The organism is Pigmentiphaga kullae (genome assembly GCF_004216695.1).
Lineage (GTDB): Bacteria > Pseudomonadota > Gammaproteobacteria > Burkholderiales > Burkholderiaceae_B > Pigmentiphaga > Pigmentiphaga kullae.
In genome coordinates this window covers 2,765,565-2,791,413 of the sequence record NZ_SGXC01000001.1, presented here as the reverse complement: position 1 = coordinate 2,791,413, position 25,849 = coordinate 2,765,565, and the positions used below count along the sequence as shown (strand labels likewise).

The 25,849-nt window shown below is 64.1% G+C and carries 25 protein-coding genes and 1 pseudogene; 18 read left to right on the top strand and 8 right to left on the bottom strand.

What is annotated here, in order from left to right:
* Positions 1-9 precede the first annotated feature (9 nt).
* From gtdA to EV675_RS13485, 3 genes are read right to left on the bottom strand one after another with little or no spacing between them, the layout of a single operon-like run.
* Positions 10-1,041, bottom strand: coding sequence for a gentisate 1,2-dioxygenase (gene gtdA, locus EV675_RS13495; RefSeq protein ID WP_130357719.1), 1,032 nt, complete (start codon positions 1,039-1,041; stop codon positions 10-12).
* A complete protein-coding gene (locus tag EV675_RS13490; RefSeq protein WP_130357718.1) occupies positions 1,038-2,228 on the bottom strand; it encodes a 3-hydroxybenzoate 6-monooxygenase in 1,191 nt (396 codons plus the stop codon). The genes gtdA and EV675_RS13490 overlap by 4 nt, the downstream gene beginning before the upstream one ends.
* The gene (locus tag EV675_RS13485; RefSeq protein WP_130357717.1) at positions 2,225-3,100 is read right to left on the bottom strand and encodes a fumarylacetoacetate hydrolase family protein; all 876 of its coding nucleotides are present in this window, start codon (positions 3,098-3,100) and stop codon (positions 2,225-2,227) included. Before EV675_RS13485 ends, EV675_RS13490 begins: the two co-directional genes overlap by 4 nt.
* A gap of 123 nt (positions 3,101-3,223) precedes the next feature.
* Here EV675_RS13485 and EV675_RS13480 point away from each other — a divergent pair, with 123 nt between their 5' ends.
* From EV675_RS13480 to EV675_RS13465, 4 genes are all read left to right on the top strand, one after another.
* Positions 3,224-4,117: a LysR family transcriptional regulator gene (locus tag EV675_RS13480; protein ID WP_130357716.1), complete on the top strand. Its 894-nt coding sequence runs from the start codon at positions 3,224-3,226 to the stop codon at positions 4,115-4,117.
* 62 nt (positions 4,118-4,179) lie between these two features.
* Positions 4,180-4,656 (top strand): hemerythrin domain-containing protein, encoded by a 477-nt coding sequence (locus EV675_RS13475; protein WP_130357715.1) that lies wholly within the window; start codon positions 4,180-4,182, stop codon positions 4,654-4,656.
* 95 nt (positions 4,657-4,751) lie between these two features.
* Positions 4,752-5,231: a bacteriohemerythrin gene (locus tag EV675_RS13470; RefSeq protein WP_130357714.1), complete on the top strand. Its 480-nt coding sequence runs from the start codon at positions 4,752-4,754 to the stop codon at positions 5,229-5,231.
* A gap of 23 nt (positions 5,232-5,254) precedes the next feature.
* Positions 5,255-7,198, top strand: coding sequence for an FAD-binding monooxygenase (locus EV675_RS13465; RefSeq protein WP_130357713.1), 1,944 nt, complete (start codon positions 5,255-5,257; stop codon positions 7,196-7,198).
* Between the two features lie 22 nt (positions 7,199-7,220).
* Here the strand turns inward: EV675_RS13465 and EV675_RS13460 are convergent, their stop codons facing one another.
* On the bottom strand, positions 7,221-7,964 hold the full coding sequence (locus EV675_RS13460) for a sulfite exporter TauE/SafE family protein (RefSeq protein WP_130357712.1): 744 nt from the start codon (positions 7,962-7,964) through the stop codon (positions 7,221-7,223).
* Positions 7,965-8,168: 204 nt separating this feature from the next.
* On the opposite strand from EV675_RS13460, the gene EV675_RS13455 reads away from it, so the two are divergent.
* From EV675_RS13455 to EV675_RS13440, 4 genes are all read left to right on the top strand, one after another.
* The gene (locus EV675_RS13455; protein WP_130358016.1) at positions 8,169-8,654 is read left to right on the top strand and encodes a sigma-70 family RNA polymerase sigma factor; all 486 of its coding nucleotides are present in this window, start codon (positions 8,169-8,171) and stop codon (positions 8,652-8,654) included.
* Complete coding sequence (locus EV675_RS13450) at positions 8,651-9,604, top strand: FecR domain-containing protein (RefSeq protein ID WP_130357711.1); 954 nt, start codon at positions 8,651-8,653, stop codon at positions 9,602-9,604. Before EV675_RS13455 ends, EV675_RS13450 begins: the two co-directional genes overlap by 4 nt.
* Before the next feature lie 148 nt (positions 9,605-9,752).
* Positions 9,753-12,170 carry a TonB-dependent receptor gene (locus tag EV675_RS13445; protein ID WP_242621445.1) on the top strand — a complete coding sequence of 806 codons (2,418 nt, stop codon included), beginning with the start codon at positions 9,753-9,755 and terminating at the stop codon, positions 12,168-12,170.
* 4 nt (positions 12,171-12,174) lie between these two features.
* Positions 12,175-13,353, top strand: coding sequence for a PepSY-associated TM helix domain-containing protein (locus tag EV675_RS13440; RefSeq protein ID WP_130357709.1), 1,179 nt, complete (start codon positions 12,175-12,177; stop codon positions 13,351-13,353).
* 8 nt (positions 13,354-13,361) lie between these two features.
* Here the strand turns inward: EV675_RS13440 and EV675_RS13435 are convergent, their stop codons facing one another.
* Both EV675_RS13435 and soxC read right to left on the bottom strand, forming a co-directional pair.
* On the bottom strand, positions 13,362-13,937 hold the full coding sequence (locus tag EV675_RS13435; RefSeq protein WP_130357708.1) for a c-type cytochrome: 576 nt from the start codon (positions 13,935-13,937) through the stop codon (positions 13,362-13,364).
* On the bottom strand, positions 13,924-15,246 hold the full coding sequence (soxC, locus tag EV675_RS13430; RefSeq protein ID WP_130357707.1) for a sulfite dehydrogenase: 1,323 nt from the start codon (positions 15,244-15,246) through the stop codon (positions 13,924-13,926). Before soxC ends, EV675_RS13435 begins: the two co-directional genes overlap by 14 nt.
* A gap of 174 nt (positions 15,247-15,420) precedes the next feature.
* Here soxC and EV675_RS13425 point away from each other — a divergent pair, with 174 nt between their 5' ends.
* On the top strand, positions 15,421-16,041 hold the full coding sequence (locus tag EV675_RS13425; RefSeq protein WP_165404583.1) for a TetR/AcrR family transcriptional regulator: 621 nt from the start codon (positions 15,421-15,423) through the stop codon (positions 16,039-16,041).
* Between the two features lie 46 nt (positions 16,042-16,087).
* On the opposite strand, the gene EV675_RS13420 is transcribed toward EV675_RS13425, so the two are convergent.
* The gene (locus EV675_RS13420) at positions 16,088-17,260 is read right to left on the bottom strand and encodes an FAD-dependent monooxygenase (RefSeq protein ID WP_165404582.1); all 1,173 of its coding nucleotides are present in this window, start codon (positions 17,258-17,260) and stop codon (positions 16,088-16,090) included.
* Positions 17,261-17,328: 68 nt separating this feature from the next.
* Entirely contained in the window at positions 17,329-18,300 is a 972-nt protein-coding gene (locus EV675_RS13415) for a tripartite tricarboxylate transporter substrate binding protein (protein ID WP_130357704.1), read from the bottom strand.
* A gap of 134 nt (positions 18,301-18,434) precedes the next feature.
* Between EV675_RS13415 and EV675_RS13410 the strand changes: the two genes are divergently transcribed.
* From EV675_RS13410 to EV675_RS13370, 9 genes and pseudogenes are all read left to right on the top strand, one after another.
* A complete protein-coding gene (locus EV675_RS13410) occupies positions 18,435-19,226 on the top strand; it encodes an IclR family transcriptional regulator (protein ID WP_165404581.1) in 792 nt (263 codons plus the stop codon).
* Between the two features lie 270 nt (positions 19,227-19,496).
* Positions 19,497-19,823, top strand: a complete 327-nt coding sequence (locus EV675_RS13405) for an ArsR/SmtB family transcription factor (RefSeq protein ID WP_087839902.1) — start codon at positions 19,497-19,499, stop codon at positions 19,821-19,823.
* 31 nt (positions 19,824-19,854) lie between these two features.
* Positions 19,855-20,346, top strand: a complete 492-nt coding sequence (locus tag EV675_RS13400) for an arsenate reductase ArsC (RefSeq protein ID WP_087839903.1) — start codon at positions 19,855-19,857, stop codon at positions 20,344-20,346.
* A gap of 57 nt (positions 20,347-20,403) precedes the next feature.
* Positions 20,404-21,423 (top strand): ACR3 family arsenite efflux transporter, encoded by a 1,020-nt coding sequence (gene arsB / locus EV675_RS13395; protein ID WP_423213212.1) that lies wholly within the window; start codon positions 20,404-20,406, stop codon positions 21,421-21,423.
* A gap of 21 nt (positions 21,424-21,444) precedes the next feature.
* A complete protein-coding gene (gene arsC / locus EV675_RS13390) occupies positions 21,445-21,867 on the top strand; it encodes an arsenate reductase (glutaredoxin) (RefSeq protein ID WP_130357701.1) in 423 nt (140 codons plus the stop codon).
* A complete protein-coding gene (gene arsH / locus EV675_RS13385; RefSeq protein ID WP_165404580.1) occupies positions 21,845-22,585 on the top strand; it encodes an arsenical resistance protein ArsH in 741 nt (246 codons plus the stop codon). Before arsC ends, arsH begins: the two co-directional genes overlap by 23 nt.
* Before the next feature lie 299 nt (positions 22,586-22,884).
* A complete protein-coding gene (locus EV675_RS13380; RefSeq protein WP_130357699.1) occupies positions 22,885-24,075 on the top strand; it encodes a tyrosine-type recombinase/integrase in 1,191 nt (396 codons plus the stop codon).
* Between the two features lie 345 nt (positions 24,076-24,420).
* Positions 24,421-24,723, top strand: a pseudogene (locus tag EV675_RS30290) (JAB domain-containing protein); the annotation flags it as partial.
* Positions 24,724-24,773: 50 nt separating this feature from the next.
* Positions 24,774-25,412, top strand: a complete 639-nt coding sequence (locus EV675_RS13370) for a hypothetical protein (protein ID WP_130357697.1) — start codon at positions 24,774-24,776, stop codon at positions 25,410-25,412.
* The last annotated feature ends 437 nt before the right edge of the window (positions 25,413-25,849 follow it).

The following is a 25,849-nucleotide window of genomic DNA, read 5'->3' as shown; positions in this document are numbered from 1 at the left end:
CCGCGGCCCTCAGCCCGCCTGCTCGCGCCAGATGTCCAGGCTCTGCTGCGCCGGCCGGTCCGAGAAACTGAACAGGACGGTATCGGCATCCGCATGCAGGGTGTAGGGCATCCATGACGGGCAGACGAACACGTCGCGCTGGCCAAAGCGCAGTTCCCGTCCGCCTATGCGGCACGTCCCGCTGCCTTCCCGCACGGCATAGACGGTGGCGTCGGTCGAACGATAGGCCGCGCCGTCGAAACCGGCCGGCAGGTACTGCAGGAACGTACCCATGGTCGGCATGGGCCACCCGCCGGTGACGGGGTTGACGTATTGCAGCTTGTGGCCCCAGCACGGATGCGGCGCCTGCGACCGCGCGAAGGCCAGCAAGGCCTCGCGGCTGCGCGCGTACGGGTACCAGCACAGCGGCGAGGTCCGGCTGGCCGGCTCGAAACCCACCGGCTTCATCGTCGCGCCGAAGGCCGCCAGGTTGTCCGCGCCATCGCCGCCCTGCCCCGACGGCGCGGCCTCGCCCTTCTCCATGAATTGCGCGTCGAACAGTTCCACGATGGGCACGTCCAGCCCGTCCAGCCAGACCATGGGCTCGTCGGAAGGATTGCCGTGGTCATGGAAGGCCCACGACGGGGTGATGACGAAGTCCCCCTCCTCCATCGCGATCCGGCGTCCGTCCACCGCCGTATAGGCGCCCTTGCCCTGCAGGACGAAACGCATGGCCGACTGCGAGTGGCGATGCGGCGGCGCCACCTCGCCGGGCAGGATGAGCTGCAGCCCCGCATACAGGCTGTGCGTGATGCGGGACCGCCCGCGCAACCCCGGGTTCTCCAGCACCAGGACCCGGCGCTCGGCCTCTTCTGCGCTGATCAGGCCGCCCGCGTCCCGCAGGTAAGGCCACATGGTTTCCCAAGGCCAATGGCAAGGCTGGCAGGGCGTGGACGGCGTAGGGGTGATCAGGCCGTGCAGCACTTCCCACAGCGGCGTGCAATGGCTGGCGTCGATGCGGCCGTAGAACGCCTCGCGCCGCGCGCGCATGTCGTCCGTCATCGCGGAATCTCCTTCGGGTCGTACATCCAGGCCATGCTTTCCATGGTCTGCTCCGCCGTCCTGGCGCCCAGGAACGCATTGCGCAGGTCGCGCGTGGCGCCCGCGGCGTGGTAGGCATGGCCGTAGAGCCGCGCCGTCAACTGCGTGCGGGCGGTGCGCAGGTAGCGTGCCTGCTGGTAGTCCAGGAACGCGGCGGCCATGTCGCCCCGGTGGGCCTGCACCTTGCCGGCCAGGCACACGGCGTCTTCCATGGCCATGCAGGCGCCCTGCGCCAGGTATTGCAGCATCGGATGCGCGGCATCGCCCAGCAGCGTGACCCGCCCCTTGCTCCAGTTGGCCACCGGCTCGCGGTCGCACAACACCCACATGCGCCAGGATTCGATCTTCTCGAGCATGCCCAGGACCAGGGGATGCGCGCCCTGGAAGCGCAGGTGCAGTTCCTCCGGGTCGCCGTAGGTGTCCCAGCCGTCCTCGTAGCGATCGCTGTGGAACACCGCCACCAGGTTGAACAGCTCGTTGCCCCGCAAGGGATAGTGGACCAGGTGATACTTGGGCCCCATCCACACCACCATGGCGTTCAGCCGGTTGCTGTCCGGCACCTCGTCGGCGCGCAGCACCGCGCGGTAGGCGATGTGGCCCGAGACGCGGGGCTTGCCGTCGCCCACGATGCCCGCGCGGAGGGTGGACCAGAGCCCGTCGGCGCCGATCAGCGCCGCGCCGGAGTACGTTTGCCCTTGATGGGTACGGACCACGACGCCATCCGGCGTTTCCTCGTGGTCCTGCACCTTGGTGGCGGCATGCAGCGTGACGCGCCCGCTTTCCCGGCAGGCTTCCAGCAGGATCGCATGCAGGTCCGCACGGTGGATCAGTCCGTAGGGCCGGCCGAAGCGCTGCGGAAACAGGCGGGCGACAGGCAATTGCACCAGCCGTTCGCCGGACAGCGCGTCCATCGCGACGATGTCGTCGGGAAACGAAGCCAGCCGGTTCACCTTGTCGGTGATGCCCAGCGCATCGAAAGTATGGAAGGCGTTGGGGCCCAGCTGGATGCCGGCGCCGATTTCCTTGAAGGTCTCGGTCTGCTCGAACACCGTCGCCGGGCGTCCGGCGCGCGCCAGCGCCAGCGCCGCCGCCAGGCCGCCTATGCCGCCGCCCGACACCAGGACCCGGGAAGTATCGTCCGCGCTCATGCCGGGTCTCCCGCCTGCGCCTGGCGCACGGCCACCGTCATCCGGCCCACGCCCGCCACCTCGACGTCGATGACGTCGCCCGCCTCGACCGGCCCAACGCCTTCCGGCGTCCCCGTGTACAACAGGTCGCCGGGATGCAGCGTATAGAACGACGAGGCCAGCTCGATCAGCTCGGGAATCCCCAGCACGAGATCCCGGGTATTGGCCCGCTGGCGCGGCTGGCCGTTCACGGTCAGCCAGAAATCCAGGTTGGCCGGGTCCGGCACTTCGTCCGGCGTCGCCATCCACGGCCCCAGGACCGAGTAGGTGTCGATGGATTTGCGCAGGCTGCGCTCCTCCGGCCCACGGGTGGTCATGTCCAGCCCCACGCAATAGCCCGCGATGTACTCGTGGGCGCGCGCGGCGGGAATGTCGCGGCCGCGCCGGCCGATGACGACCACGACCTCGGCTTCGTGGTCGTTGCGGCGGTCGGGATGCTTGAGCGCGACGCCCGCGGCCGGACCGACCAGGGAACTGGTGGCCTTCAGGAACAGGCCCACACGCTGGATTTCGCCGACCTGGTTGCGGTGGTGGATTTGCGCGTCGCCCCGGGCTTCGTCCAGGTGCTTCAGGTAGTTGACCGGCGCCGCGACGATCTTCCCGGGACTGGCCACCGGACTCAACAGGGACACGTCCTTGAGCGGCACGCTGGGCGCCCCGGGCAACAGATCGCGTATGCATCGCTGTACCGCGTCCAGGTTGGCGATCAGCGGGTCGAAAGACGGCAGCGGGTAGGTGTGGGCGGGCAGTATGGCCAGGGCGGGCGTGACGTCGCGGACCCGATCCCCTTCCACCAGTCCGAGCCGGTTCGCGTCGAAGCGGCAAAGCAGCATGTGTGTCTCCTTGCGGGAATGTCAGGCAGGAAGACTAGGCATGCCGCACTATTGCGTCAATCGACTAGAATTTATTCGCTGTATTTAAAAATACAATACCCTGTTCCCGACCCGACGGTGCCCATGAGCAAACTCGACCTGACCGACCTGCGCCTTTTGCAATCGCTGGGCCGGACCGGCACGGTGTCGGCCACGGCCGATGAACTGGGCCTGAGCCAGCCTTCGGTCAGCATCCGCCTGGGCAGGCTGCGCCGGCACTTCAAGGATCCGCTGTTCGTGCGCACGTCCGCCGGCATGGTGCCCACGCCCCGGGCGGCCTCGCTGACACCGGCGCTGCAAGGCGCGCTGGCCCTGTTCGACGGCCGCGAAGGCCGGGAGCCGGACTTCGACCCCGCAACGTCCGACCGGGTGTTCCGCATCTGCATGACCAACACCGGCCAGATGGTCGTCCTGGCCCGCCTGCTCAACCGCCTGGCCGACGTCGCGCCCCACGTGCGCCTGGAAGTGCGGGACCTGGACCCGGACACGCCGCGCCGCCTGGAAACAGGCGATGCCGACCTGGCCATGGGCTACACGACCAGCATGCAGGCGGGCTTCCACCAGCAGACGCTGTTCAGCGAACACTACGTCTGCCTGGTCCGCGCCGGCCATCCGCGCGTCAAGTCCAGGCTGACGAAGTCGCAATTCCTGTCCGAGTCCCACGTGGCCGTCATGACCACCGGCACGGCCCACTGGCTGCTGGACAAGGCGATCGACGACGCCGGCATCGCCCGCAAGACGGCCTTGTGGGTGCCCTCGTTCCTGGGCCTGGAAGAAATCGTCGCCAGGACCGACCTGCTCGCGCTGGCCCCCATCCACCTGGCGCGCCTGCTGGCCGCCCATGGAACCATCCGCTACCTGGCGGTGCCGTTCGAGCTGCCGTCCTACCTCGTGCGCCAGTACTGGCACGAACGCTACCACCGCGATGCCGGCTGCAAATGGCTGCGGGCGATGGCCGCCAGCGTATTCCGCGAATAGCCGGGCATGGCGATTGCTAAGGGTTCTCACCTCGGTGAGAGGGGCACTCTGGAGAAATTCCCATGAACAAATCGACCCTGCCCGCCCCGCAAAAGGCCGCCCTGAGCCTGCTGCTGGACGACCATCGCAACGCCAAAAAGCTGTTCAAGCAATTCAAGGAAGCCGGATCCGGCGCCGAAAAGGAAGAAATCGCCCAGACGGTCTGTAAGGAATTGACCATCCATACCATGCTGGAAGAGGAAATCTTCTACCCCCTGGTGCGGCGGGAAGGCGGCCAGCCCTTCGCCGACCTGCTGGACGAAGCCATCGTCGAGCACGCCAGCGCCAAGGACCTGATCGCGCAGATTCAGGCCATGCGCCCCGCCGACGAGATGTACGACGCCAAGGTCACGGTCTTGTGCGAATACATCAACCATCACGTCAAGGAAGAAGAAGAGGAACTGTTTCCCAAGATCGTCAACAAGAAGATCGATCTGCGGGAAGCGGCCGACATGATGGCGGCGCGCAAGGAAGAACTGATGGGCACCGTTGCGGCCTGACGGCCGGGCAGCCGGGCGGGAGGCTTCGCCGCCCCGGCTGCCCGCAAAAGCGGGGTACCATGTCCACCTGCTTGTCGAAACCACCTAGAAGCCCCATGAAGCAAGAACCGACTTTGCGCGACGACAGCGCTCCTCGCCCGGAAAGCGACACCAGCTTCCTTTGGTCCGATGCCCGGCTGCTCGGATTCCATCCCATGGACGAGTCGCACAAGGAGTTCTACGACGTCGCCTTCCGTCTGCTGACCTGTACCCAGGACTCCGCGCCAGCGGCGCTGGATGCGTTCGAGGAACACGTCAAATCGCACTTCGGCCAGGAAGAAGAGTGGATGCGCACCACCGAGTTTCCGCCGTCCGACTGCCACGTGCAGGAACACGAGGCCGTGATGAAGTCCACCCGCGAGGTACGCGAACTGTTCCTGAGCGGACAGGCCGACGTGGCGCTGGTGCACGACTTCGCCATGCACCTGTTCCAATGGTTCCCCGGCCATGCCGACTACCTGGACGCGGCGCTGGCCGCCTGGATGAGCAAGCGCGCCTACGGCGGCAAGCCCATCGTGCTGCGGCGCAAGATGTAACACCCGGCCGGATCGGACTAGCCATGCAATTCCACCTGAACGGGTTCAAACCCGGCGACCCCGACATCTCCGAACCCGCCGGGCAAGGCGCAGCCCCGCGCGCCGACGCGCTGCCGGGCGAGGTCGACATCCTGATCGTGGGCAGCGGCCCCACCGGCCTGACCCTGGCCACGCAGCTGGCGGCCTTTCCCGACCTGAAGACCTGCATCGTCGAACAAAAGCCCGGGCCGCTGCGCCTGGGCCAAGCCGACGGCATCGCCTGTCGGACGGTCGAAATGTTCGAGGCCTTCGACTTCAGCCAGCGCGTGCTGAAGGAAGCCTATTGGGTGAACGAGACCTCGTTCTGGAAACCCGACGACGCACAGCGCGACCGCATCGCGCGCAGCGGCCGTATCCAGGACACCGAGGACGGGCTGTCCGAGTTCCCTCACGTGATCCTGAACCAGGCCCGCGTCCACGACTTCTACCTGGACGTCATGCGCAACGCGCCATCCCGGCTCGAACCCCACTACTCGCGCCGCCTGCTGGACCTGGCCGTGGCGCAAGCCCCGGCCGGCGGCGCCCCCACCCACCCGGTCACGGCGCGCTTCGAACGCACCGACCCGGGACACGAGGGCCAGATCGAGACCGTGCGCGCCCGCTTCGCGGTCGGCTGCGACGGCGCCCACAGCGCGGTGCGCAAGTCGCTGGGCCGCGCGCTGCACGGCGAATCGGCCAACCAGGCCTGGGGCGTGATGGACGTGCTGGCCATCACCGACTTCCCCGACATCCGCATCAAGTCGGCCATCCATTCTGCCAGCGAAGGCAGCGTGCTGATCATCCCGCGCGAGGGCGGCTATCTGGTGCGCCTGTACATCGAACTCGACAAACTGAACGAGAACGAGCGCGTCGCCAGCCGGCAGATCACCTCCGACCGCCTGATCGCCGCCGCCCAGCGCATCCTGCACCCCTACACCCTGGACGTGAAGGAGGTCGCCTGGTGGTCCGTGTACGAGATCGGCCAGCGCCTGTGCGACAAATTCGACGACGTGCCCGAACAGGAAGAGCACGCCCGCCTGCCGCGCGTCTTCATCGCCGGCGACGCCTGCCACACCCACAGCCCCAAGGCGGGCCAGGGCATGAACGTCTCGATGCAGGACGGCTTCAACCTGGGCTGGAAACTCGCCGCCGTGCTGCGCGGCCAGAGCACGCCGCAGATCCTGCACACTTACTCCAAGGAACGCCAGACCGTCGCCAAGGAACTGATCGACTTCGATCGCGAGTTCGCCAAGATGTTCAGCGCCGCCCCCAAGGATCCTTCCAGGGACGACAGCGAAGGCATCGACCCGGCCGAGTTCCAGCGCTATTTCGTCAAGCAGGGGCGCTTCACCGCCGGCACCGAAACCCGCTACTACCCGTCCGTCATCAGCGCCGAACCCACCCATCAGGAACTGGCGCTCGGCCTCGTCATCGGCATGCGCTTCCATTCCGCCCCGGTCATCCGGCTGGCCGATGCCAAGCCCATGCACCTGGGCCACGCGGTCAAGGCCGACGGCCGCTGGCGCGTATTCGCCTTCGCCGATGCCGCGGACCCCGCCGCGTCGTCCTCGGCCATCGGCGAACTGTGCCGCTTCCTGGGCGAATCCGAACACTCGCCCGTCAGGAAATACACGCCCGCGGGCGCCGACGCCGACGCCGTGATCGACGTGCGCGCGGTCTTCCAGCAAGCCCACCGCGCGCTGGCGCTCGAGGCCATGCCGGCCTTCCTGCTGCCGCGCAAGGGACGCTACGGACTGATCGACTACGAAAAGATGTTCTGCCCCGACCTGAAAACCGGCCAGGACATCTTCGACCTGCGCGGCATCGACCGCCGGCGCGGCTGCGTGGTGATCGTGCGGCCCGACCAGTACGTGGCGCACGTGCTGCCGCTGGATGCCCACGCGGAACTGGCGGGGTTCTTCGACGGCTTCATGGTGGAAGCAGACTAGGACGACGGCGGCGCGCCACCGGCTACATCATGGAAGCCACGCCCTGGATCAGATAGACGGTTCCGATGCCCAGCACGATCGTCCGGGTCCAGCGACGGAACTGCGCGTCGGTGATGCGTTCCAGCACGGCCCGGCTCAATGACGTGCCGGCGACGGCGCATCCGATCAGCACCACCCAGTGCCACCACTGCGCCGACAGCTCCGCCGCGCCCAGCGCGCCGCCGAAATACGCCAGCTTCGAGGTGTGCCCCAGCACCTGGCACGTCGCCTTCGTCGCCACCACGGTCCGGCGGTCCATGGAGGTCGAACGCACGAAGAAGATATCCAGCAGCGGACCCGTGACGCCGCTCAGCAGATGCATCACCTGGCACACGAAGCCGCATATCTCGGCCGCCATGCGCCGCTCGGCCTGAGGCGCCAGGCGGGCCGGCACGGCCAGCGCGATGAAGGGACTCAGCCCCAGGACGATCAGCGCCAGGCTGCGGCTGGGAACGAACCGGACGCTGAACATCAGCGCGAACGCGACGGCGGCCCCCATGGCGAACCGCCCCACGATCCGCCAATCGGTATGGGCGCGCCACAGGACCGCGCGCCAGACGTTCGACGCCAGCAAGGCCACGCTTTGCACGACCATCGCAGCCGTGACCGGCATCAGCAACAGCAAGGCGCCCATCAGCACCATGCCGCCCGCCATGCCGAACACGCCCGACAGGAATGAAGCGAACACGGTCAAGAGGCTGACGATGGCGAAAATTCCAGCCGTCATGGCTGCTCCCCCAGTGGGAACCGTTTTATTACGGTTCTTTTTTCCGCCGGGGAGTATAGCCCCCGCGGCCTTGCTGGCCGCCCTGCAAGAACAATAATGCGAATCGATATCATTTTATGCAAAAATAGGAGAATTTCCTTGACCCTGTAAGGGGAACGCGTGTCCCGACCTGCCGACAGTGCCGCCAGTCAAGCGCTCGGCGGCATCTACACCCAGCACAGCCAGTGGCTGGTTGCCTGGCTGCAAAGAAAGCTTGGCAATCGCTCCGACGCCGCGGACATCGCCCAGGACACCTTCACCCGCATCTGGGCAGGCGCCAGGACGCAGGCCATCCAGGACATCCGTGAACCCCGGGCCTACCTGACGACCGTGGCCAAGCGCCTGGTCGTCAACCACCTCGAACGCCAGTCGCTGCAACAGGCCTACCTGGCATCCCTGCACCTCTTGCCCGAGAACACCGTGCCGTCGGTAGAGGCCCGGGCGATCCTGCTGGAAACGCTGGAGGAACTGGACGCGCTGCTGGACGAACTGCCTGCCAAGGCCCGCACGGCCTTCCTGCTGTCCCAGCTGGAAGGCCTGTCCTACGAGGAAATCGCCGCGCACATGCAGGTCAGCGTGCGCACGGTCACGCGCTACATGGCACAGGGCTTCAGGCAGTGCCTGCAAGTCATGCTGGCCAGCGGAACATGACCGCCGTCGACGCGCGCATCCTCGACGAAGCCGCGCACTGGCTCGCGCGCCGGCACGCTTCCGATTTCAGCGAATCGGAACACGCGGAGCTGCTGCGCTGGCGCGGCCAGAGCTCCATCCACGAACACGTCTGGCAACAGGCCGAACGCCTGAAGGAACGGATGAACGCGCTGCCCGCCCCGATGGGCATGGCCGTGCTGGACAGGCCCCGCCGCACGGCCAGCCGCCGGCATTTCCTCAAGACCGCCGCGCTGGCCATCGGCGCGCCAGCGCTGGGCTGGCTGGCGTATCGCCGCCTTCCCTGGCAAGCCTGGAATGCCGACTTCAGGACCGCCACCGGGGAACGGCGGTCGGTCACGCTGGCCGATGGCAGCAGCATCCTGCTGAACACGGCCTCGGCCCTCAGCGCGAACTTCGATGGCGCATCCCGGCGGGTGCGCCTGCACGCCGGGGAGATCCTGGTCGAGACCGCGCATCCGGCCCGATACGCGGACCAACCCTTCATCGTCCAGACCGACGATGGGGAGATGCAGGCCCTGGGCACCCGCTTCCTGGTCCGGACGCACGGCCAGGGCACCACGCTTGCGGTGCTGGACGGAGCGGTCAGGATAGCCCCCGCCCGGTCGACGCGGGGCACCATCGTCCAGGCCGGAGAACGCGCCGAATTCGACAGCCAGGCGGTCCGCCCCGTGGCGGCGCTTGCGCCCGCAGCGGACGCCTGGACCCAGGGCGTGCTCTATGCGCAAGACATGCGGCTCGAGGACTTCCTGGCCGAACTGGCCCGCTACCGGCCCGGCATCCTGCAGTGCGCCCCGGATGCCGCGGACCTGCGGGTCTCCGGCAGCTTCCAATTGAACGACACCTCCCGCATCCTGGATCTCCTGACCCGCACGCTGCCCGTGCGGACGGAAGAACGGACCCGCTACTGGGTCAGGGTGGCCCGCCGCTAGATCTCTGTCCGGTTTTTGGATCTCGCCTGTCATATCCACTGAGCCTGCCTGCAACGGGCCACGACAGCCACGAGGATTCCACGACATGCCCCAACACCGCGCCCGCCACCCGCGCCCCGCTCCGCGCCGCCTTGCCGCCGTCCTCGGCATGAGCGTCCTGGCCTTCCATGGACCGTCCGCGCTGGCCGCCGCGCCCGCCGCCGGCCAGGTCCAGAAGGCCTATCGCATTCCCGCGGGGCCGCTGGCGCCCGCCCTGATGCAGTTCGCGGCCCAGGCCGGCGTCAACCTCAGCGTCGATTCGGCCCAATTGCGCGGGATGGCCACCCCGGGCCTGTCCGGCTCGTTCTCCGTCGAGGACGGTTTCGCGCGGCTGCTGGAGCAGAGCGGCCTGCGGTTGCGGCGGATGGGGGAAGGCAACTACGCCCTGGAGCCCGTCCCTGGCGTGCGGGCGGCCGAGACGGCAGCGGCCGCCACCGAAACGACGGAACTCGCCACCGTCACCGTCAGTGCGCGCACGCAGAACAACCTCACGGCGCCCGCCAGGCAGGTCACGGTGCTGGAAGGCGAGGAAATCCAGCAGTTGCGCCAGGGTTCCGACAGCCTGGCGACGATGCTGAGCAAGGCCGTCCCCGGCATGGCCGATTCCAGCCACACCATCACGGACTACGGCCAGACCCTGCGCGGCCGGAACATGCTGGTACTGGTCGATGGCGTTCCGCTGAACACCAATCGCGATTCGTCCCGGAACCTCGCCAACATCAATCCCGCCGACATCGAACAGATCGAGGTGCTTCGGGGCAGCAGCGCCATCTATGGCAGCGGCGCCGCCGGCGGCATCGTCTCCATCCGCACCAAGCGCCCCTCGGGCGAAACCAAGGCCGAGACCATCGTCAGCGGCGTGACGCCCTTGTCGCGGCTGGGCGGCGCGGGGCTGGGCGGCGAGGTGCAGCACTACCTGTCGGGCGGCGGCGACGTGGTCGACTACTCCGTCAGCCTGGGCGCACGCCACGTGGGCGGCTCGTACGACGGGGACGGCCATCGCATCGCCCCGGAGCCCAGCCAGGGCGACATGTTCGACGCCAACATCTACAACGCCTCGGCCAAGGTGGGATTCAAGCTGGCCGAGGACCAGCGGCTGCAACTGTCGGCCAGCCGCTACGACGCCCGGCAGGACACGAAGTACGCCTCGGACCCGTCGGTGGCCAAGCTGCCCCCCGGGTCCGTGCCGGCCAAGTCCATCAAGGGGCTCCAGCTCGACAAGCAGAACCAGATCCAGAACACCATACTGGGGCTGGACTACGAAAACAGGAACGTGGCGGGCAGCACGCTGGCCGCGCAGCTCTACTACCGCGATTTCTTCACGCGCTTCTCGCCGTTCGACGCGCGCGCCGTTCCCGTGCGCGGCGGCAACGTCGACCAGGCCATGCAGAATTCGAAGGTCTTCGGCGGACGGTTGACGGTGAAAACGCCCCTGGGCCAGGACCGGAACACCCTGCTGGTCTGGGGCGCGGACTTCAACCACGAGCGGACCGACATGCCGCTCGACATCTTCGACCCCGCGGCCTATGACGCCAGCGGCGGCCTGGTCTTCAGGAAGACCGGCCGCCTGATGTACATGCCGCCGCTCACGACGCGCAGCCTGGGCGCCTTCGCCCAGGCACAGCACAAGTTCAACGACCGCTGGTCCATCGAGGGCGGCGCCCGCTACGAGCGCTCCCGGGCCAGCTTCGACGACTTCACGCCCCTGTCGCAGTCGCGCGTCGCCAACCCCCAGTCGGTGGCCGGAGGCGCGGTGAACTACGGCGCCTGGACCTTCAACCTGGGCACGGTCTTCACCCCGGTCAAGGGCCAGGAGTTCTATGCCTCGTACAGCCAGGGCTTCGAGCTGCCCGACATCGGCGTCGTGCTGCGCAATGCCTCGCCCAGCTTCAATATCGGCAACTCCAACCTGAAGCCCATCAAGACGGATACCTACGAACTCGGCTGGCGCGGGCGCTTCGAAAACCTGCGGACCAGCCTGAGCGTCTTCCAGTCGCGGTCCGATCTGGGAGCGGTGCAAAGCTTCAACAACGGACTGACCCTGCTCCGGACCAAGGAAAAGATCCATGGCGTGGAAGCCAGCCTGGACTACTTCAGCGACGACGACCGCTGGAGCGCGGGCGGCAGCTTCACGTGGATGAAAGGCCGCGAGCTTCCCCAGAACGCCATCGCCTATCAGGACATGACCGGCTTCCGGATCCCGCCGCTGAAACTGACCGCCTATGCCGAGTACCGCCCCAACGGCAGCTGGAGCCACCGGATCCAGATGACCTCGTACGCGTCCCGGGACTACCGCCTGAACGGCCAGAACAGCTTCGGACGCTACGATGCCAAGGGCTACACCACGGTGGATCTGGTCAGCCACTGGCGCATCGACGCCAAGAACCGGGTCTCGCTGGGCATCGAGAACCTGTTCAACCGCCACTATTACCCGCTCTACAGCCAGCTCCTGCGCAGCAACAACAACACCAGCCACCTGCCCGCGGCCGGCACGGTCCTGAGAATCAGCTACGCCCACACCTGGTAGCGCGATGAAGGCGTTTCTTCGCGGGCTGCACCGCTGGTGCGGCCTGGCCATCGCCCTGTTCGTCGCGATCACCGCCCTGACGGGCAGCCTGATCGCCTTCGAGCACGAACTGGATGCGTGGCTGAATCCCGCGCTGTTCAAGACCGGCGACACGCGCCCCGCCCTGCCCTTCGACACGCTGCTGGCGCGGATCGAATCGCAGGACGGCCGCATCCGGGTGACGCAGCTGCCGCTGGACACGCCGCCGGGCCAGGCCAGCGAAGTCCAGGTCGAGGCCCGGCCCGGCGCCGCCGTCGGCTTCGACCGCCTGTTCGTCGACCCCGCGTCCGGCCGCATCCTGGGCACGCGCAAATGGGGCGCCTGGAACTGGGATCGCGCCCACTTGATGCCCTGGCTCAACCGCTTCCACCGGAACCTGGCGCTGCCCGGCCCATGGGGCGGCCGGCTGCTTGGATGGGTCAGCGTCGCCTGGCTGCTCATCTCGCTGGCGGGTGTGTACCTGACCTTGCCCACCCGTGGGGGGCGGCCATGGCGGGCCGCCTGGCGCATGAGCCCCGGCGCGCGCGGGCTGAAGCTGGTGAACGACCTGCACCGGACCATCGGCCTGTGGACGCTGGCGGTGGCCCTGCCCATCGCCTTCACCGGCATCTACCTCGGCCTGGGCAACGAAGTGTTCAAGCCCATCGCCAGCCTGTTCGGCCCGGTCAGCCCGCATCCGGTCGCGACGCGGGCACCGGTGTCGGCGCCCTCTCCGGCGCCTCCCATCAGCCCCCTGCAGAGCGTCGTCCTGGCGCGGGCACTGCTGCCGGAAGGCACCCGGGACTACGAGCCCTGGTACTTCGGACACCTGGCCTCGCGCGGCATGTACCGGGTCGCGTTCAAGGAAAAGGATCTGCGCGAATCCGCCCTGCGCGTGCGCTACGAACAGGTCTTCATCGACGACAGGACCGGGGAACTGGCAGGACGCTTCGGCTATGCCAGCGGCACGCCGGTGGACCGGTTCCTGGTCTGGCAGTATCCGGTCCACTCCGGCAAGGTGCTGGGCCCCCTGGGCCGGGCGCTGGTCGCGCTGGGCGGGGCGCTCATCGCCCTGCTATGCGTCGTGGGGGTGATGAGATATGGAATGAGGACGGCGGCGCCCCGGATGTCCTCGAATACCGCGAGCGCCGGCCGTGGTCGATGAGGCCTGGCCTATTTCTTCGAGAGACAGTCCTTCATGCAACGGACGCCCTTCACGTCGGGGCGGTCGTCGACATAGAAGTTGTCGCGATTGGGCATCTTGACCTTGGCCAGGCTGCCGGCGTCCACCGTGGCGTTCGCCGGCAGGATGCCATTCTTGTGCAACAGGTAGGCCGTCACGCTGTAGACGTCGTCGCTGGACATCGACTGGGGAGCCTGGAACGGCATCGCCCGGCGGATGTAATCGAACAGCGTGGTGGCGTAGGGCCAATAGCTACCGATGGTCTTGAGCGGCTTGTCGGTGGTCAGGCTGCCCACGCCGCCGGCCAGCGCGGGCCCCAGCCCTCCCTCCAGCTTCACGCCATGGCAGGCCACGCACATGGCCTGGTAGACCTTTTCCCCCTGGGCCACGGTTCCCTTTCCGCGTGGCAGCCCCTTGCCGTCCACCGACACGTCTATGTCCCAGCCGGCAAGCTCTTCCTTGCTCAAGTGCCGGCCGAGGTTTTCATAGCCGGCCTGGCTCGCGGCCGGGGCCAGCGCCGCGCAAAACCCGAGGGCCGCGGCGATGATGGCGTTACGCGCGTCCATTGGTCACCTCCCCGCTGGCGGCGATCCGCCATGGTTGAACCGAGTTGTTGTGGTAGAAGGAAACCTTCCCCCTGACCGAGATGAGCTGCTCCAGCGTGGGCTGCACGTAGCCGGTTTCGTCCATCGCCCGGCTCATGATCACCAGTTCCTTGCCGTTCCACTCGAAGGGCGCCCGGAACGCCGTCAACGCCTTCGAACGCACCGGCTCCTGCAAAGTGGCGGGATACCAGCTGTTGCCGCCATCGATGGACACATCGACACCCGTGATCTTTCCACGGCCGCTCCAGGCGATTCCCCGCATCTCGTGCGTCCCCTTGCGAGTCAGGCGATGCGTGCCCGAGGGAGACGTGATGATCGACTTGCACTCCATGACGAACGAGAACTTGCGCGCGCGGCCGTCGCCCATCAAATCCGTGTACTTGGCCGTTTCTTCCCGCGTATAGCCCGGCTGGTCCGTCACGTGCAGGCGACGCAGCCACTTGATGCTCATGTTCCCCTCGAAACCCGGCACGAAAAGCCGGATGGGGTAGCCCTGCTCCGGACGTAGGCGCTCGCCGTTCTGGCTGTAGGCGATGAGCACATCGTCCAGGCACTTCTCGATCGGAATGCTGCGTGTCATGGCGGCGCCATCGGCGCCTTCGGCCACGATCCATTTCGCCTTCGGATCCAGGCCCGCGCGATTCAAGAGCGTCTTGAGCGGAACCCCCGTCCACTCCGCGCAGCTGACGAGGCCGGCCACCTCGGCCGCGGTCTTTCCGTAAGGCGGCAGGAACGAAGGGTTCCCCGAACACTCCAGGAAATAGACATGGCTTTCACTGGGAAACTGCCGCAGCTCCTGCACCTCGAAGATCATCGGATTCTTCACCAACCCGTGGATCATCAGGCGGTGCTGACGCGGGTCGATTTCCGGAACGCCCGCATGGTGCCGTTCATAGAACAGCCCATTGGGGGTGATGGTGCCATCCAGTTCCTGTAGCGGCGTCGTGCTGTAGGCGGACATCGGCTCCTTGAGGCCCGGGTACAGCTTTCTTGTCGCCTCCGTCTCGAACTTCGACGGTACCCCGTAGGGCGAGGCCGTGGGCGCGCCCAGGGATTTCGTCCATGCCGGCACATTCGGCGGCAGATTCTTCTTCGCTACGTCCGGCGCGGCCGCGGTCGCGCCCGATTGGGCCATGGCCGACTCCGACAGCGCCATGGTCGCCAGCGAGGTGGCCACCGCGGTGCTCCGCGCCAGGAACTGCCGCCTGCCGCCGGCAGCCGCCTCGACCGGCTCCGCCAGCGCACTGCCTGCGTTGTCTCGACTATTCATGCTCCCTCCTTGTCTCGTCCGGATCCCACCGATCCCAGCCCTTCAAATCCCACAGACCGACCGATCGGTCGGTCTGCCATGCGGAGTGTACATGAGCCGGCGAGCCGCGCCCACCCCGGCTCCCATTACAATTCCCGCTGATATCGACAAGGCAGTGCGCCCACAACCATCGTGGTGAACAGGAAAACGGAAGAGCTGGCCGCCAACCGCGATCGGATATTGGCCGGCGCGGCGGCGCTTTTCGCCCATCGAGGGTTCCATGCCGTGGGCATGAGCGAACTGTGCGCGGCGCTGAGCCTCAGCCGCGGGGCGTTCTACCACTACTTCCCCAGCAAGGAGGACTTGCTGGAGGAAATATGCCGGCGCTACATGGCCAAGCTGCTCCAGCAGGCCAAGCTGGCCAAGGCCGAGATCGCCGACCCGGCGCTGCGGCTGCGGCGCCTGGGCGCCGAACTCATCGACGTCATCGGCGCCCATCGCGACGAACTGGCCGTCTGCTTCCGGGAAACCCTGTCCCTGAGCGACGACCGGCGCCAGGCGGTGCTGGCGTTGCATGCCAGCTACGAGAGGATCTGGAAGGAAACGCTGATCGAAGGCGAAAAGACCGGCGTCTTCGCGCCGTACTCGCGCTTCCGGCTCAAGGCGCTGCTGGGCATGTATTACTACAGCTATCTGTGGATCGACCCGGCCTCGCCGTCGGCGATGCACCAGACGCACGAGGCATTCGAGTCCATCCTGGCGACGGTCAGCGCGGCGCGGCCGGGCACGATGCTCCACCGCGCGCCGTCTTCATGAAGCCCATGGCTTTGGCGGGTGCCAGACGCCGGCACTCTGGCAAATCTCAAACAGGCAGCTTCGCAACGTCGTAGCCATAGATCCAATCCACCGGCAGCGGCGGCGGGGGTGGCGTCAACTGGTTATTGCGGAATTGATCGCGGGCCTGCAGTTGTACCTTTGCGGCTCGCGGTTGGCGTTCGCGCTGATAAGCCAGCAGCGCGCTGTCCAGATCGCCGCGTCCGTAGTCGAGAAAATGCGCCAGGGCGTAGCCGTCCTCCATCGAGACGGCGGCCCCTTGTGCGAGCGTCGGCATCATCGGATGCGCGGCATCGCCCAGCAATGTGATCCGACCACGCCCCCATTCCTGCAACGGGTCACGATCCCGGATTCCCCACTTGTAGACTTCCTGCGCGCGCGACATCACATCGAGCATACCCGGATGCCAACCCGCATAGGCTTTCAGCATATCGTCGATACGGCTGGGCACGGCCCAGTTCTCTTCCGCCCAATCGTCCTTGGCCACTCGGCCGGCAAAAATGTTGAGCAGTTCTCCCTTGCGCAGCGGATAGAAAAGAACATGCCCCGTTGGCCCGAGCCAGCCCGTATATTCGGAACCATCCAGAGGGACTGGCAGCGACGCCGACGCATCGCGCAATGCTTGCATGGGAAGAATGATGCGCCAGCAAATCTGGTGCGTGAAGCGCGCCTCGCGTTCGCCGAAAAGACACCTCGCGACCCGAGAGTGAATACCGTCGGCGCCAACCACCACATCGGCCTCGACTTGCCGGCCATCCGTCAAGGAGATTACCGCCCCTGACTTCGTGTTTTCGACCGATGCGCACTCCGCGTCGGTGTGGATGGTCCCTTCGGGCACAAGGCTGGCCAATAGCGAGTGAAGATCCGCCCGGTGCGCGGTGTGATAGCTCGCGCCATATTGCGCCCGCATGGCCGCGGGCAATGGCACGCGGTCTCGCACGGTGCCGTCGTCCCACTTGATGGACAGACGCACGGACGGCTCCGGGGCAAAGCGTCCGAAAGCCTCTTCTACGCCCAGCGCGCGCAACACCTTCACCGCATTCGGCGCCATCTGCAATCCCGCCCCCACCTCGCCGAGGTGCGAAGCCCGCTCATAGACCGAGACTTCGAAGCCTCGCTGATGCAAGGCTGCCGCCGCGGTCAGGCCGCCGATCCCAGCCCCGACCAGGGCCACCCTCGGCGCTCGGGAGATGGAAGACATGTGCATGGAAAATCCTTTGATGATGAAAAGTGTCGCCAGGCCGATTCGAAGGGTATGAGCCGTCCCGTTCAGGAAGCATCGACGGTGATGCCGCCGGCGCGAATCACCTGCTCCCAACCGCGGCGGTTCTCGTCAAGGAAGCGGCGAAAGTCCTGCGGGCTGCCGTCGAAGGTTTCCGAGCCCTGCTCGAGGTAACGTTGGGACACGTCCTGCCTGCGCATGGCCTTGTTCACGATTGCATTCAATCTTGCAATCACGGGTTGCGGAGTACCCGCCGGAGCCATGATGCCCAGCCATCCCACCGCCTCGTAATCCTTGAGGCCGGCCTCTTGAGCCGTCGCGACATCGGGCAGAACGGCAAGACGTTTGTTGCCTGTCACCGCCATCGCATTGAGCTTGCCGGCCTTGATATACGGCAAGGCTCCCTGCAGATCGCTGATCAGGAAATGGGTCTCGCCGCTGATCACCGACATGATGGCCGGGGCGTAGCCCTTATAGGGAACGTGTACCACCTTGGTTGAGGTCTGCTGGGCGAGCCGCTCGACAGCCAGGTGCGAGAAACTTCCAAGCCCCACCGACGAATAGCTCAACTTGTCCGGATTTCGGCGCGCGTATTGGACGAGGTCAGGCAGGTTGCGGGCAGGGACCGAGGGATGCGTGACGATCACCCCGGGCACCACCACCGCCAGCGCCACCGGGGTCAGTTCCTTGTCCACGTCGTAGGGAAGTTTCTTGTACAGCGCAGGATTGGTTGAAATGTTGGTGCTGCCCAGCAACAAGGTATAGCCGTCCGCCGGTGCCTTGGCGACCAGGGTGGTTCCTATGATGGCGGCCCCCCCTGCACGATTCTCGACGACGACCGATTGCCCGAGCTCTTCCGACATTTCTGCGGCTATCAACCGCGCTGTCGCATCCGCAACGCCACCGGGCGCGAACGGCACGACGATTCGCAAAGGACGCTCGGGATAGGTCGCGGCAGCATGCCCGCCCCCTATGGCAAACATCAGCAGCCACGCTCCACGGCGAGGGAATTTCCTCATGTCTCCATCCTCTTGGGGAAATGGTCGCGGTTCATTCCACGAATTTATACAATGTATAAATTAATAATACTAAGTATAAATTTATTGTACGAGCTAAACTTGGCATGTCAAGACACACGCCACACACTGCCCTCATGGACGACGAATCGACTACGCGGGAGCCGCGCCGCATCAAATCCATCGAAGTCGGATTCCGGATTCTTCGGCTCTTGGAACAGGCACAGGAAAAACTGCTTCTGCGGGACATCGCTGTAGGGGTAGGCATGCCTGCCAGCAATGCGCATCTCTACCTGGCGAGCTTCCTGCATGAAGGGGTCGTCGAGCGGGACGCGGCTACCGGCCGCTACGGGCTCGGCCCCTTCGCCGTGCAACTCGGCTCCGCGGCGCTACGACAGTCCAGCCTGGTCGAACGAGCCAAGGACCTTCTCAGTCAATTGCGCACGCAGACGCGCCACTCGGTATTCCTGGCTGTATGGGGCAACCGCGGACCGACCATCGTTTTCAAGATCGACGGCGACGAATACGGCCCCATGGGAGTACGCGTCGGACATGTGCTGCCTCTACTCAGCACCGCCACCGGGCGCGTATTCCTGTCGTGGCTCCCCGCCGAGCAGACGGGACAGCTCGTGGAGCAGGAGCGGTCGTCCAGTGTCAGCCTGGCCGGAAACTTCGACGCACGGATACGCGACGCAACCATCGTCGATATTGCGAAAGACGTCCGGCGCGACGGAATCGCGCGCACCGACTCAGCCATGAGCGGCGGATTTTCCGCGGCATCGGCGCCGGTGTTCGATCAAATGCGGCAACTGTGCGCCGCGATCACCACTCTCGGGCCAGAGCCCGACGACACAGCCGTTGCCCAATTCGAAGAAGCGCTGCGCAATACGGCCGACGAACTGTCGCGCAGGTTGGGAGCACCCCGTTAGAGCGCGGGAAAGTGGCAATGGCTGCCAACGTCTGCGCGTAGCGCGAAATGAGTTGCAGAAAAGCGTAAAAATCAAGGCCCTTTGAGTTCCCGATGAAATCAAAGGGCCTGCGGTTGCGCCCGGCGCATTCTCCACAATTGCTTCAACGATCATCATGTCCGTCAAGTGAAACTTCAGCCGTTCACCTGACGCAACTGGCACCGTTCCGCTTTCCAAAACCTGCAACATATTATTCACACAATAATTCAATGAATGTTGTATCGTAGAATAATGAACGAGATCCAAGCCATCAATGCGCTCTCCGCCTTGGCCCATGCCCAACGGCTGCGAACCTTTCGCGCCCTGGTCGTGGCAGGGCCGGCCGGACTGACGCCAAGCACCCTGGCAGACCAGCTCCAGGTCGCCCGCAATACCCTGTCCTTTCACCTGAAAGAGTTGGCGCACGCTGGCCTGGTGACCGTGGAGCAACAGGGGCGCAACCTGATCTATCGCGCCGACTTCGCCCAGATGAACGGGCTGCTCGGCTATTTGACCGAACACTGCTGCCAGGGCGCCGCCTGTGAAATCTCCGGCGCCGACGCATGCACCGCATGTTGATTTCCCAATGAACTGCGCTCGCGAGACCCCCATGGAAAACAAGGCCTACAACGTTCTGTTCATCTGCACCGGCAATTCGGCTCGATCCATCCTGGCTGAAGGCTTGCTCAACGGACTGGGCAAGGGACGCTTCCGCGCATACTCGGCCGGCAGCCACCCCAAAGGCGAAGTGCACCCACAGGCACTGGTTACCTTGGAGCGCCTGGCTTTGCCGACCACGGGATATCGCAGCAAGAACTGGGACGAATTTGCGCGTGCCGATGCCCCGCCGCTCGATTTCATCTTCACCGTCTGCGACAACGCGGCGGGAGAGGTTTGCCCGATCTGGCCGGGCAAGCCGGTATCGGCCCATTGGGGCGTGCCCGACCCCGCCGCGGTGGAAGGGGATGATGAACAGCGCAAGGCCTTCCACGATGCAGCCATCGCGCTCAAACGCCGCATCGAGCTATTCCTGGCGCTGCCGATCCAGAAGCTGGACGGTATGTCTTTGCAGCACGAGCTGCAGAGCATCGGCAAGCGGTAAGGGGCTGGCATGTCTGCGCAGAATCCCGCGCTGGGATGTGCCACACCGGCGCCTTCAATGAGCATTTTCGAGCGCTACCTCACCGTCTGGGTGCTGCTGTGCATCGTCATCGGTATCGCAGCAGGCCAGATCGCCCCCGGCATCTTCCAAGCGATCGGACACATGGAGGTCGCCCAGGTCAACCTGCCCGTGGGCCTGCTCATCTGGATCATGGTGATCCCGATGTTGGTCAAGGTGGATTTCGCTGCGTTGGGCCAGGTGCGCCGGCACTGGCGCGGCATCGGCGTCACCCTGTTCGTCAACTGGGCGGTCAAGCCCTTTTCCATGGCCTTCCTGGGCTGGCTGTTCGTGCGGCAGGTATTCGCCCCCTGGCTGCCGCAGGACCAGCTCGACAGCTACATCGCCGGCTTGATCCTGCTGGCCGCCGCGCCCTGCACCGCGATGGTGTTCGTCTGGAGCCGACTCACCGGCGGCGATCCCGTGTTCACGCTTTCGCAAGTAGCGCTGAACGACGCCATCATGGTGTTTGCGTTCGCGCCCATCGTCGGCCTGCTGCTGGGAATCTCGTCCATCACCGTACCCTGGGATACCTTGCTGACTTCGGTCGTGCTCTACATCGTCATCCCCGTGCTCCTGTCGCAGCTCTGGCGGCGCGCGCTGCTCAAGCGGGGCCAAGCCGCCTTCGAGCGCGCCATGGCCCGCATCGGCCCGCTGTCCATCGCGGCCCTGCTACTGACGCTGGTCCTGCTGTTCGCGTTCCAGGGCCAAGCCATCATCCAGCAACCGCTGGTCATCGCCATGCTGGCCGTCCCCATCCTGATCCAGGTCTTCTTCAACTCCAGCCTGGCCTACTGGCTCAACCGGCGTGTCGGCGAGAAACACGACATCGCCTGCCCCTCCGCCCTCATCGGCGCATCAAATTTCTTCGAGCTGGCCGTGGCGGCCGCGATCGCCCTGTTCGGCTTCCAGTCCGGCGCTGCATTGGCGACCGTGGTAGGCGTGCTGATCGAAGTTCCCGTCATGCTGCTGGTGGTGCGCGTCGTCAACCGGTCCCGTAACTGGTACGAGCGTGCCTAACATCCCACCTGGACCGCTCCCATGAGCAACGTCACCATCTATCACAACCCGGCTTGCGGCACGTCGCGCAACACGCTCGCCATGATCCGCAACAGCGGCGAAGAACCCACCGTTATCGAATACCTGAACGAACCACCGTCGCGCGAAACGCTCGCTCGGCTGATCTCCGACGCGGAACTGACAGTCCGGGAGGCGTTGCGCGTCAAGGGCACACCCTACGACGAGCTGGGCCTGGACGACCCAAAGTGGACCGACGAACAGTTGCTCGACTTCATCGGTAAGCATCCGATCCTGATGAACCGGCCTTTCGTGGTGACGCCGCTCGGCACCCGCCTGTGCCGGCCGTCCGAAGCAGTGCTGGACATCCTGCCTCGTCCACAGCAAGGGGCGTACACGAAGGAAGACGGCCAGGTCGTCGTGGATGCGGAGGGCCGTCGTGTCTGAACGTTGGCCAGACTTGCCGAATATTGACGAAACGCTTTTCACTCGTCCGGAGCTGGGCCAGTTTCAGTTCCCCTCGTCGCGGTCAGGGCAACCGCCCAGATTCCTGGTGCTATATGGCTCCGTTCGTCAACGGTCATACAGCCGGCTTCTGGCTCAAGAAGCCGGCCGGCTCCTCCAGGCCCTGGGCGGAGAGACCCGGATTTTCAACCCTGTCGGACTTCCCCTTCCGGACAGCGTACCGGACTCCGACGCCAAGGTCCAAGAGCTGCGCGATCTCGTCCAATGGGCCGACGGCATGGTCTGGGTCTCGCCGGAGCGCCACGGCGCGATGACCGGCATCATGAAGGCCCAAATCGATTGGATCCCTCTATCCCTCGGCGCCGTCCGTCCTACACAGGGCAAAACGCTGGCGGTCATGGAGGTATCGGGCGGCTCGCAATCGTTCAATGCCGTCAACCAGATGCGGCTCCTGGGGCGCTGGATGCGGATGCTCACGATTCCCAACCAGTCTTCGGTGCCCAAGGCCTTCCTGGAGTTCGACGAGGCAGGACGCATGCAGCCGTCGAGCTACTACGACCGCGTGGTGGATGTCATGGAGGAACTGATGAAGTTCACGCTGCTCACACGCGGTGTTCGGGACTACCTGGTGGATCGATACAGCGAACGGAAAGAGAGTGCGGAGGAACTATCGAAGCGCGTGAATCAGCGATCGATCTGACGAACCAAGCATCACCGGGCTTCTCATTCAGGCGCAACACTTTGGCTCACGCCAGGCGACGGCGGGCAAAGAAAAAGCCGCTTTCCCTGGGGAGAAGCGGCTTTTTGGGCAACGGGCGCTAACCATTGCGGTGTCCTTGGCGGACAGGGTGTCATTCGAACTAAATTCCACCACGTTCCAGAAAAACAAAAATACCCAATAAATTCAATATGTTATAATATTTTCATTCCCTGCTGATCCACAGCAATCCTGTCAAAGCAAGCATCAATTTGATAGTTGTTTTGATAGTTGGAGTGAACATGACACGCACCACAAATCGACTGAACAGCCTGGGAGTGACCAGGCAGTCGAAGCCCGGCTTGTACAGCGACGGCAATGGCCTGTATCTACAGGTCACCGCTGCCGGAGTTAAGTCGTGGCTATTTCGTTATATGAAAAAAGGCAAGGCGCGCGGTATGGGCCTTGGGCCTACCCATCTCGTGTCACTGGCGGAAGCGAGAACCAAAGCCCTGGAGTGCCGCAGGCAATTGCTCGCAGGCGAAGATCCTCTCGAGTCGAAAAGCGCTGCCAAGCATACCGAGCAACTTCTTGAACTCCACAGCAAAACTTTTGACGAGTGTGCAACTGCCTACATCGCTACGCACGAGAGAGCCTGGAAGAGCGAAAAGCATGCGGCTCAATGGCAAAGTACGTTGAACACGTATGCCTCGCCTGTATTTGGAAAGCTGCCCGCTTCAAAAATCGACACGACTCTGGTGATGAAGGCGGTAGAGCCAATTTGGGCAACCAAGACCGAAACCGCTAGCCGGCTTCGGGGTCGGATTGAAGCCGTGCTCGACTGGGCTGCGGTTCGCGGATATAGACAAGGCGAGAACCCCGCACGCTGGAAAGGCCATCTTGATCATCTGCTACCCAAGCGGTCCAAAGTCCAGAAGGTCGAACACCATCCAGCTCTACCCTACCAGGAGCTGACCTCCTTCATGAAGAAGCTGCGGGAACTTAACGGCAACGCAGCACGCGCCCTGGAACTACTGATTCTGACTGCAACGAGAACCTCCGAGACGATCGAAGCGACCTGGGACGAGGTTGACTTCGAGTCCAAAACTTGGACGATTCCAGCTTTGCGGATGAAGGCAGGCCAAGAACATCGAGTACCTCTTTCACTAGCGGCTCTGACCTTACTCGAAAAACAGAAGACGATCTCAACCACTGCTTTCGTTTTTGAGGGTGGCAAAGCTGGAAAGCCCCTTTCGAACATGGCACTTCTACAGTTGCTGAAACGGATGGGCCGAGACGACCTCACAGCACATGGCTTTAGATCGACCTTTCGGGATTGGGTTGGTGAGACCACATCATTCCCGCGCGAACTAGCGGAAGCTGCGTTGGCCCACACATTGCGCAATAAAACTGAAGCGGCCTACGCGCGGGGGGACCTTCTTCAGAAGCGTGCGGAACTGATGGAAGCCTGGTCTAGCTTCGCCGGTGCATAAGCCTTTGCACGAACCGCTTCCCTAGCTTCAAGTCTTCGTTTCCCGGCCGCGCCATTCCGGCAGCAGCCATTTCCCGATCACCATATCAAAGCAGATGGACTGGCTAAGGTCATCCCATCTGCACGAGCTTGTCAATCATGGATGAAAAACACAATCTCGCCGACAGAACTGATCAACTATTCGTATCAGAGGCGAGTGGATTACGCTTAGCGACAGCCAATGAGATCGTAGCCGCATCGCGCACTGCCATCTTGTCGCTCCGACCAAAGGGAGCAACAATGGATTCGCCGACGCTTGTCGGACGTTTCGCAGGCCAAGCTCGCATGACTAGCCAACGAAGTATTTCTAGCCGTCTTGCTTGACACTCGACCACGGCTGCTAGGGTGGGTCGTACTGTCAGAAGGTACGGTGAACCAGGAAGCGGTCTATCCGCGCCACCTATTAGAATCTGTATTGAGCAGTAGAGCAACAAACGTCGTAGTGGCTCACAATCACCCCTCAGGCAAGCTAAGACCGAGCCACGCAGGTATAGCGTTAACGCGCAAGCTTTCTGAAGGATTAGAAATTCTCGACGTTCGCCTACTTGATCACGTCATTGTCGGCTACGGCGCATCAGCTTCGATGGCGGAAGGTGGCTACGTTGATTAAAGCTACCGCATAAATGCCTATTAGTGGGTCATCCGATCTCCGTGAGAATCATGTATACGTTGCTTCCTACTATAGTCGGTTTAGTAATAGTCGCACCTCTTATGACTCTACTCATCCATGGCTGGCCTGTGAACGATTCCGTTGAATGGGCCGCTTGGGTACATATGATCGTGACGGTCGGTGCTGTAGGAGTGGCTTGGATTAGCATCCAACATCAGGTTCAAACAAATACGAATGCGATGGCGGAAAGCCGTCGCCAACTTCAACATGAGCTACTGCAAGTGTGCGCTGACGCCACAGCGGGAGCAGCCGCTTCAATGAAAAGCTATGCAAAAAAGATTTCCGAGGGGCAACATCCAATTCATATAGAACGTCTGCGCGATATTCAAGAGACGTTCCGCATATTTCTTACTAAAGACCTTCCGCTACCCGCTATGGCTCCGATACTCATAGTATTACGTGAAATTGCGTATCACATTGCGGCCATCGAATTATTAAATTCAAATCAGAACTCTCTAAGCACAAGAGGACTTCGCGCCTATGGCCGTGCCGGCCTCGTTGATAACCAGGCTCGCATCCTACTCCAACTGACAGAGACTTGGAGATCAGCAAACAACAAACCGGCCCCTGAAAACCTTGCATTGAAAGACGGTGCTTTACCGGAAGTTCGGTCGCCAAGCACGAATTAGAAAAATTATCGTGAAAATAACCGCTACGCGCGACGGCCCGGTTATATCGCTCATACTTGATCCGCATCCGCTGACTCGGCGCTTCATCGCGCCCCCCCCGTGCACGTTTATCGGATAACGGACACAGGCCTCGGCATTCTCAATGGTGGAAACAGTTGGCTCGGTAGACGCCTCAGAGTCGATCGACAGCGCCCGCCCAATCAAGCGTTAACAGCCCCCTCGCGCTCCCACCATCGACTCGCATCGACCCGCACGCGGACTGCCGGATTGCACGCAGGCGTTCAACTTCGAAATCAGCGCCGGTGCGCCCAGCGGCCCAACTTAGAATGAGGCTCGGAAGGGGTAAATTGCGTTGACCGTGAATAGTGTCAACCAGACACAAGTGAGAAGCTAATCAACCATCGAGAACACGACGTCGGCGCCCTCGCATTCGCTGG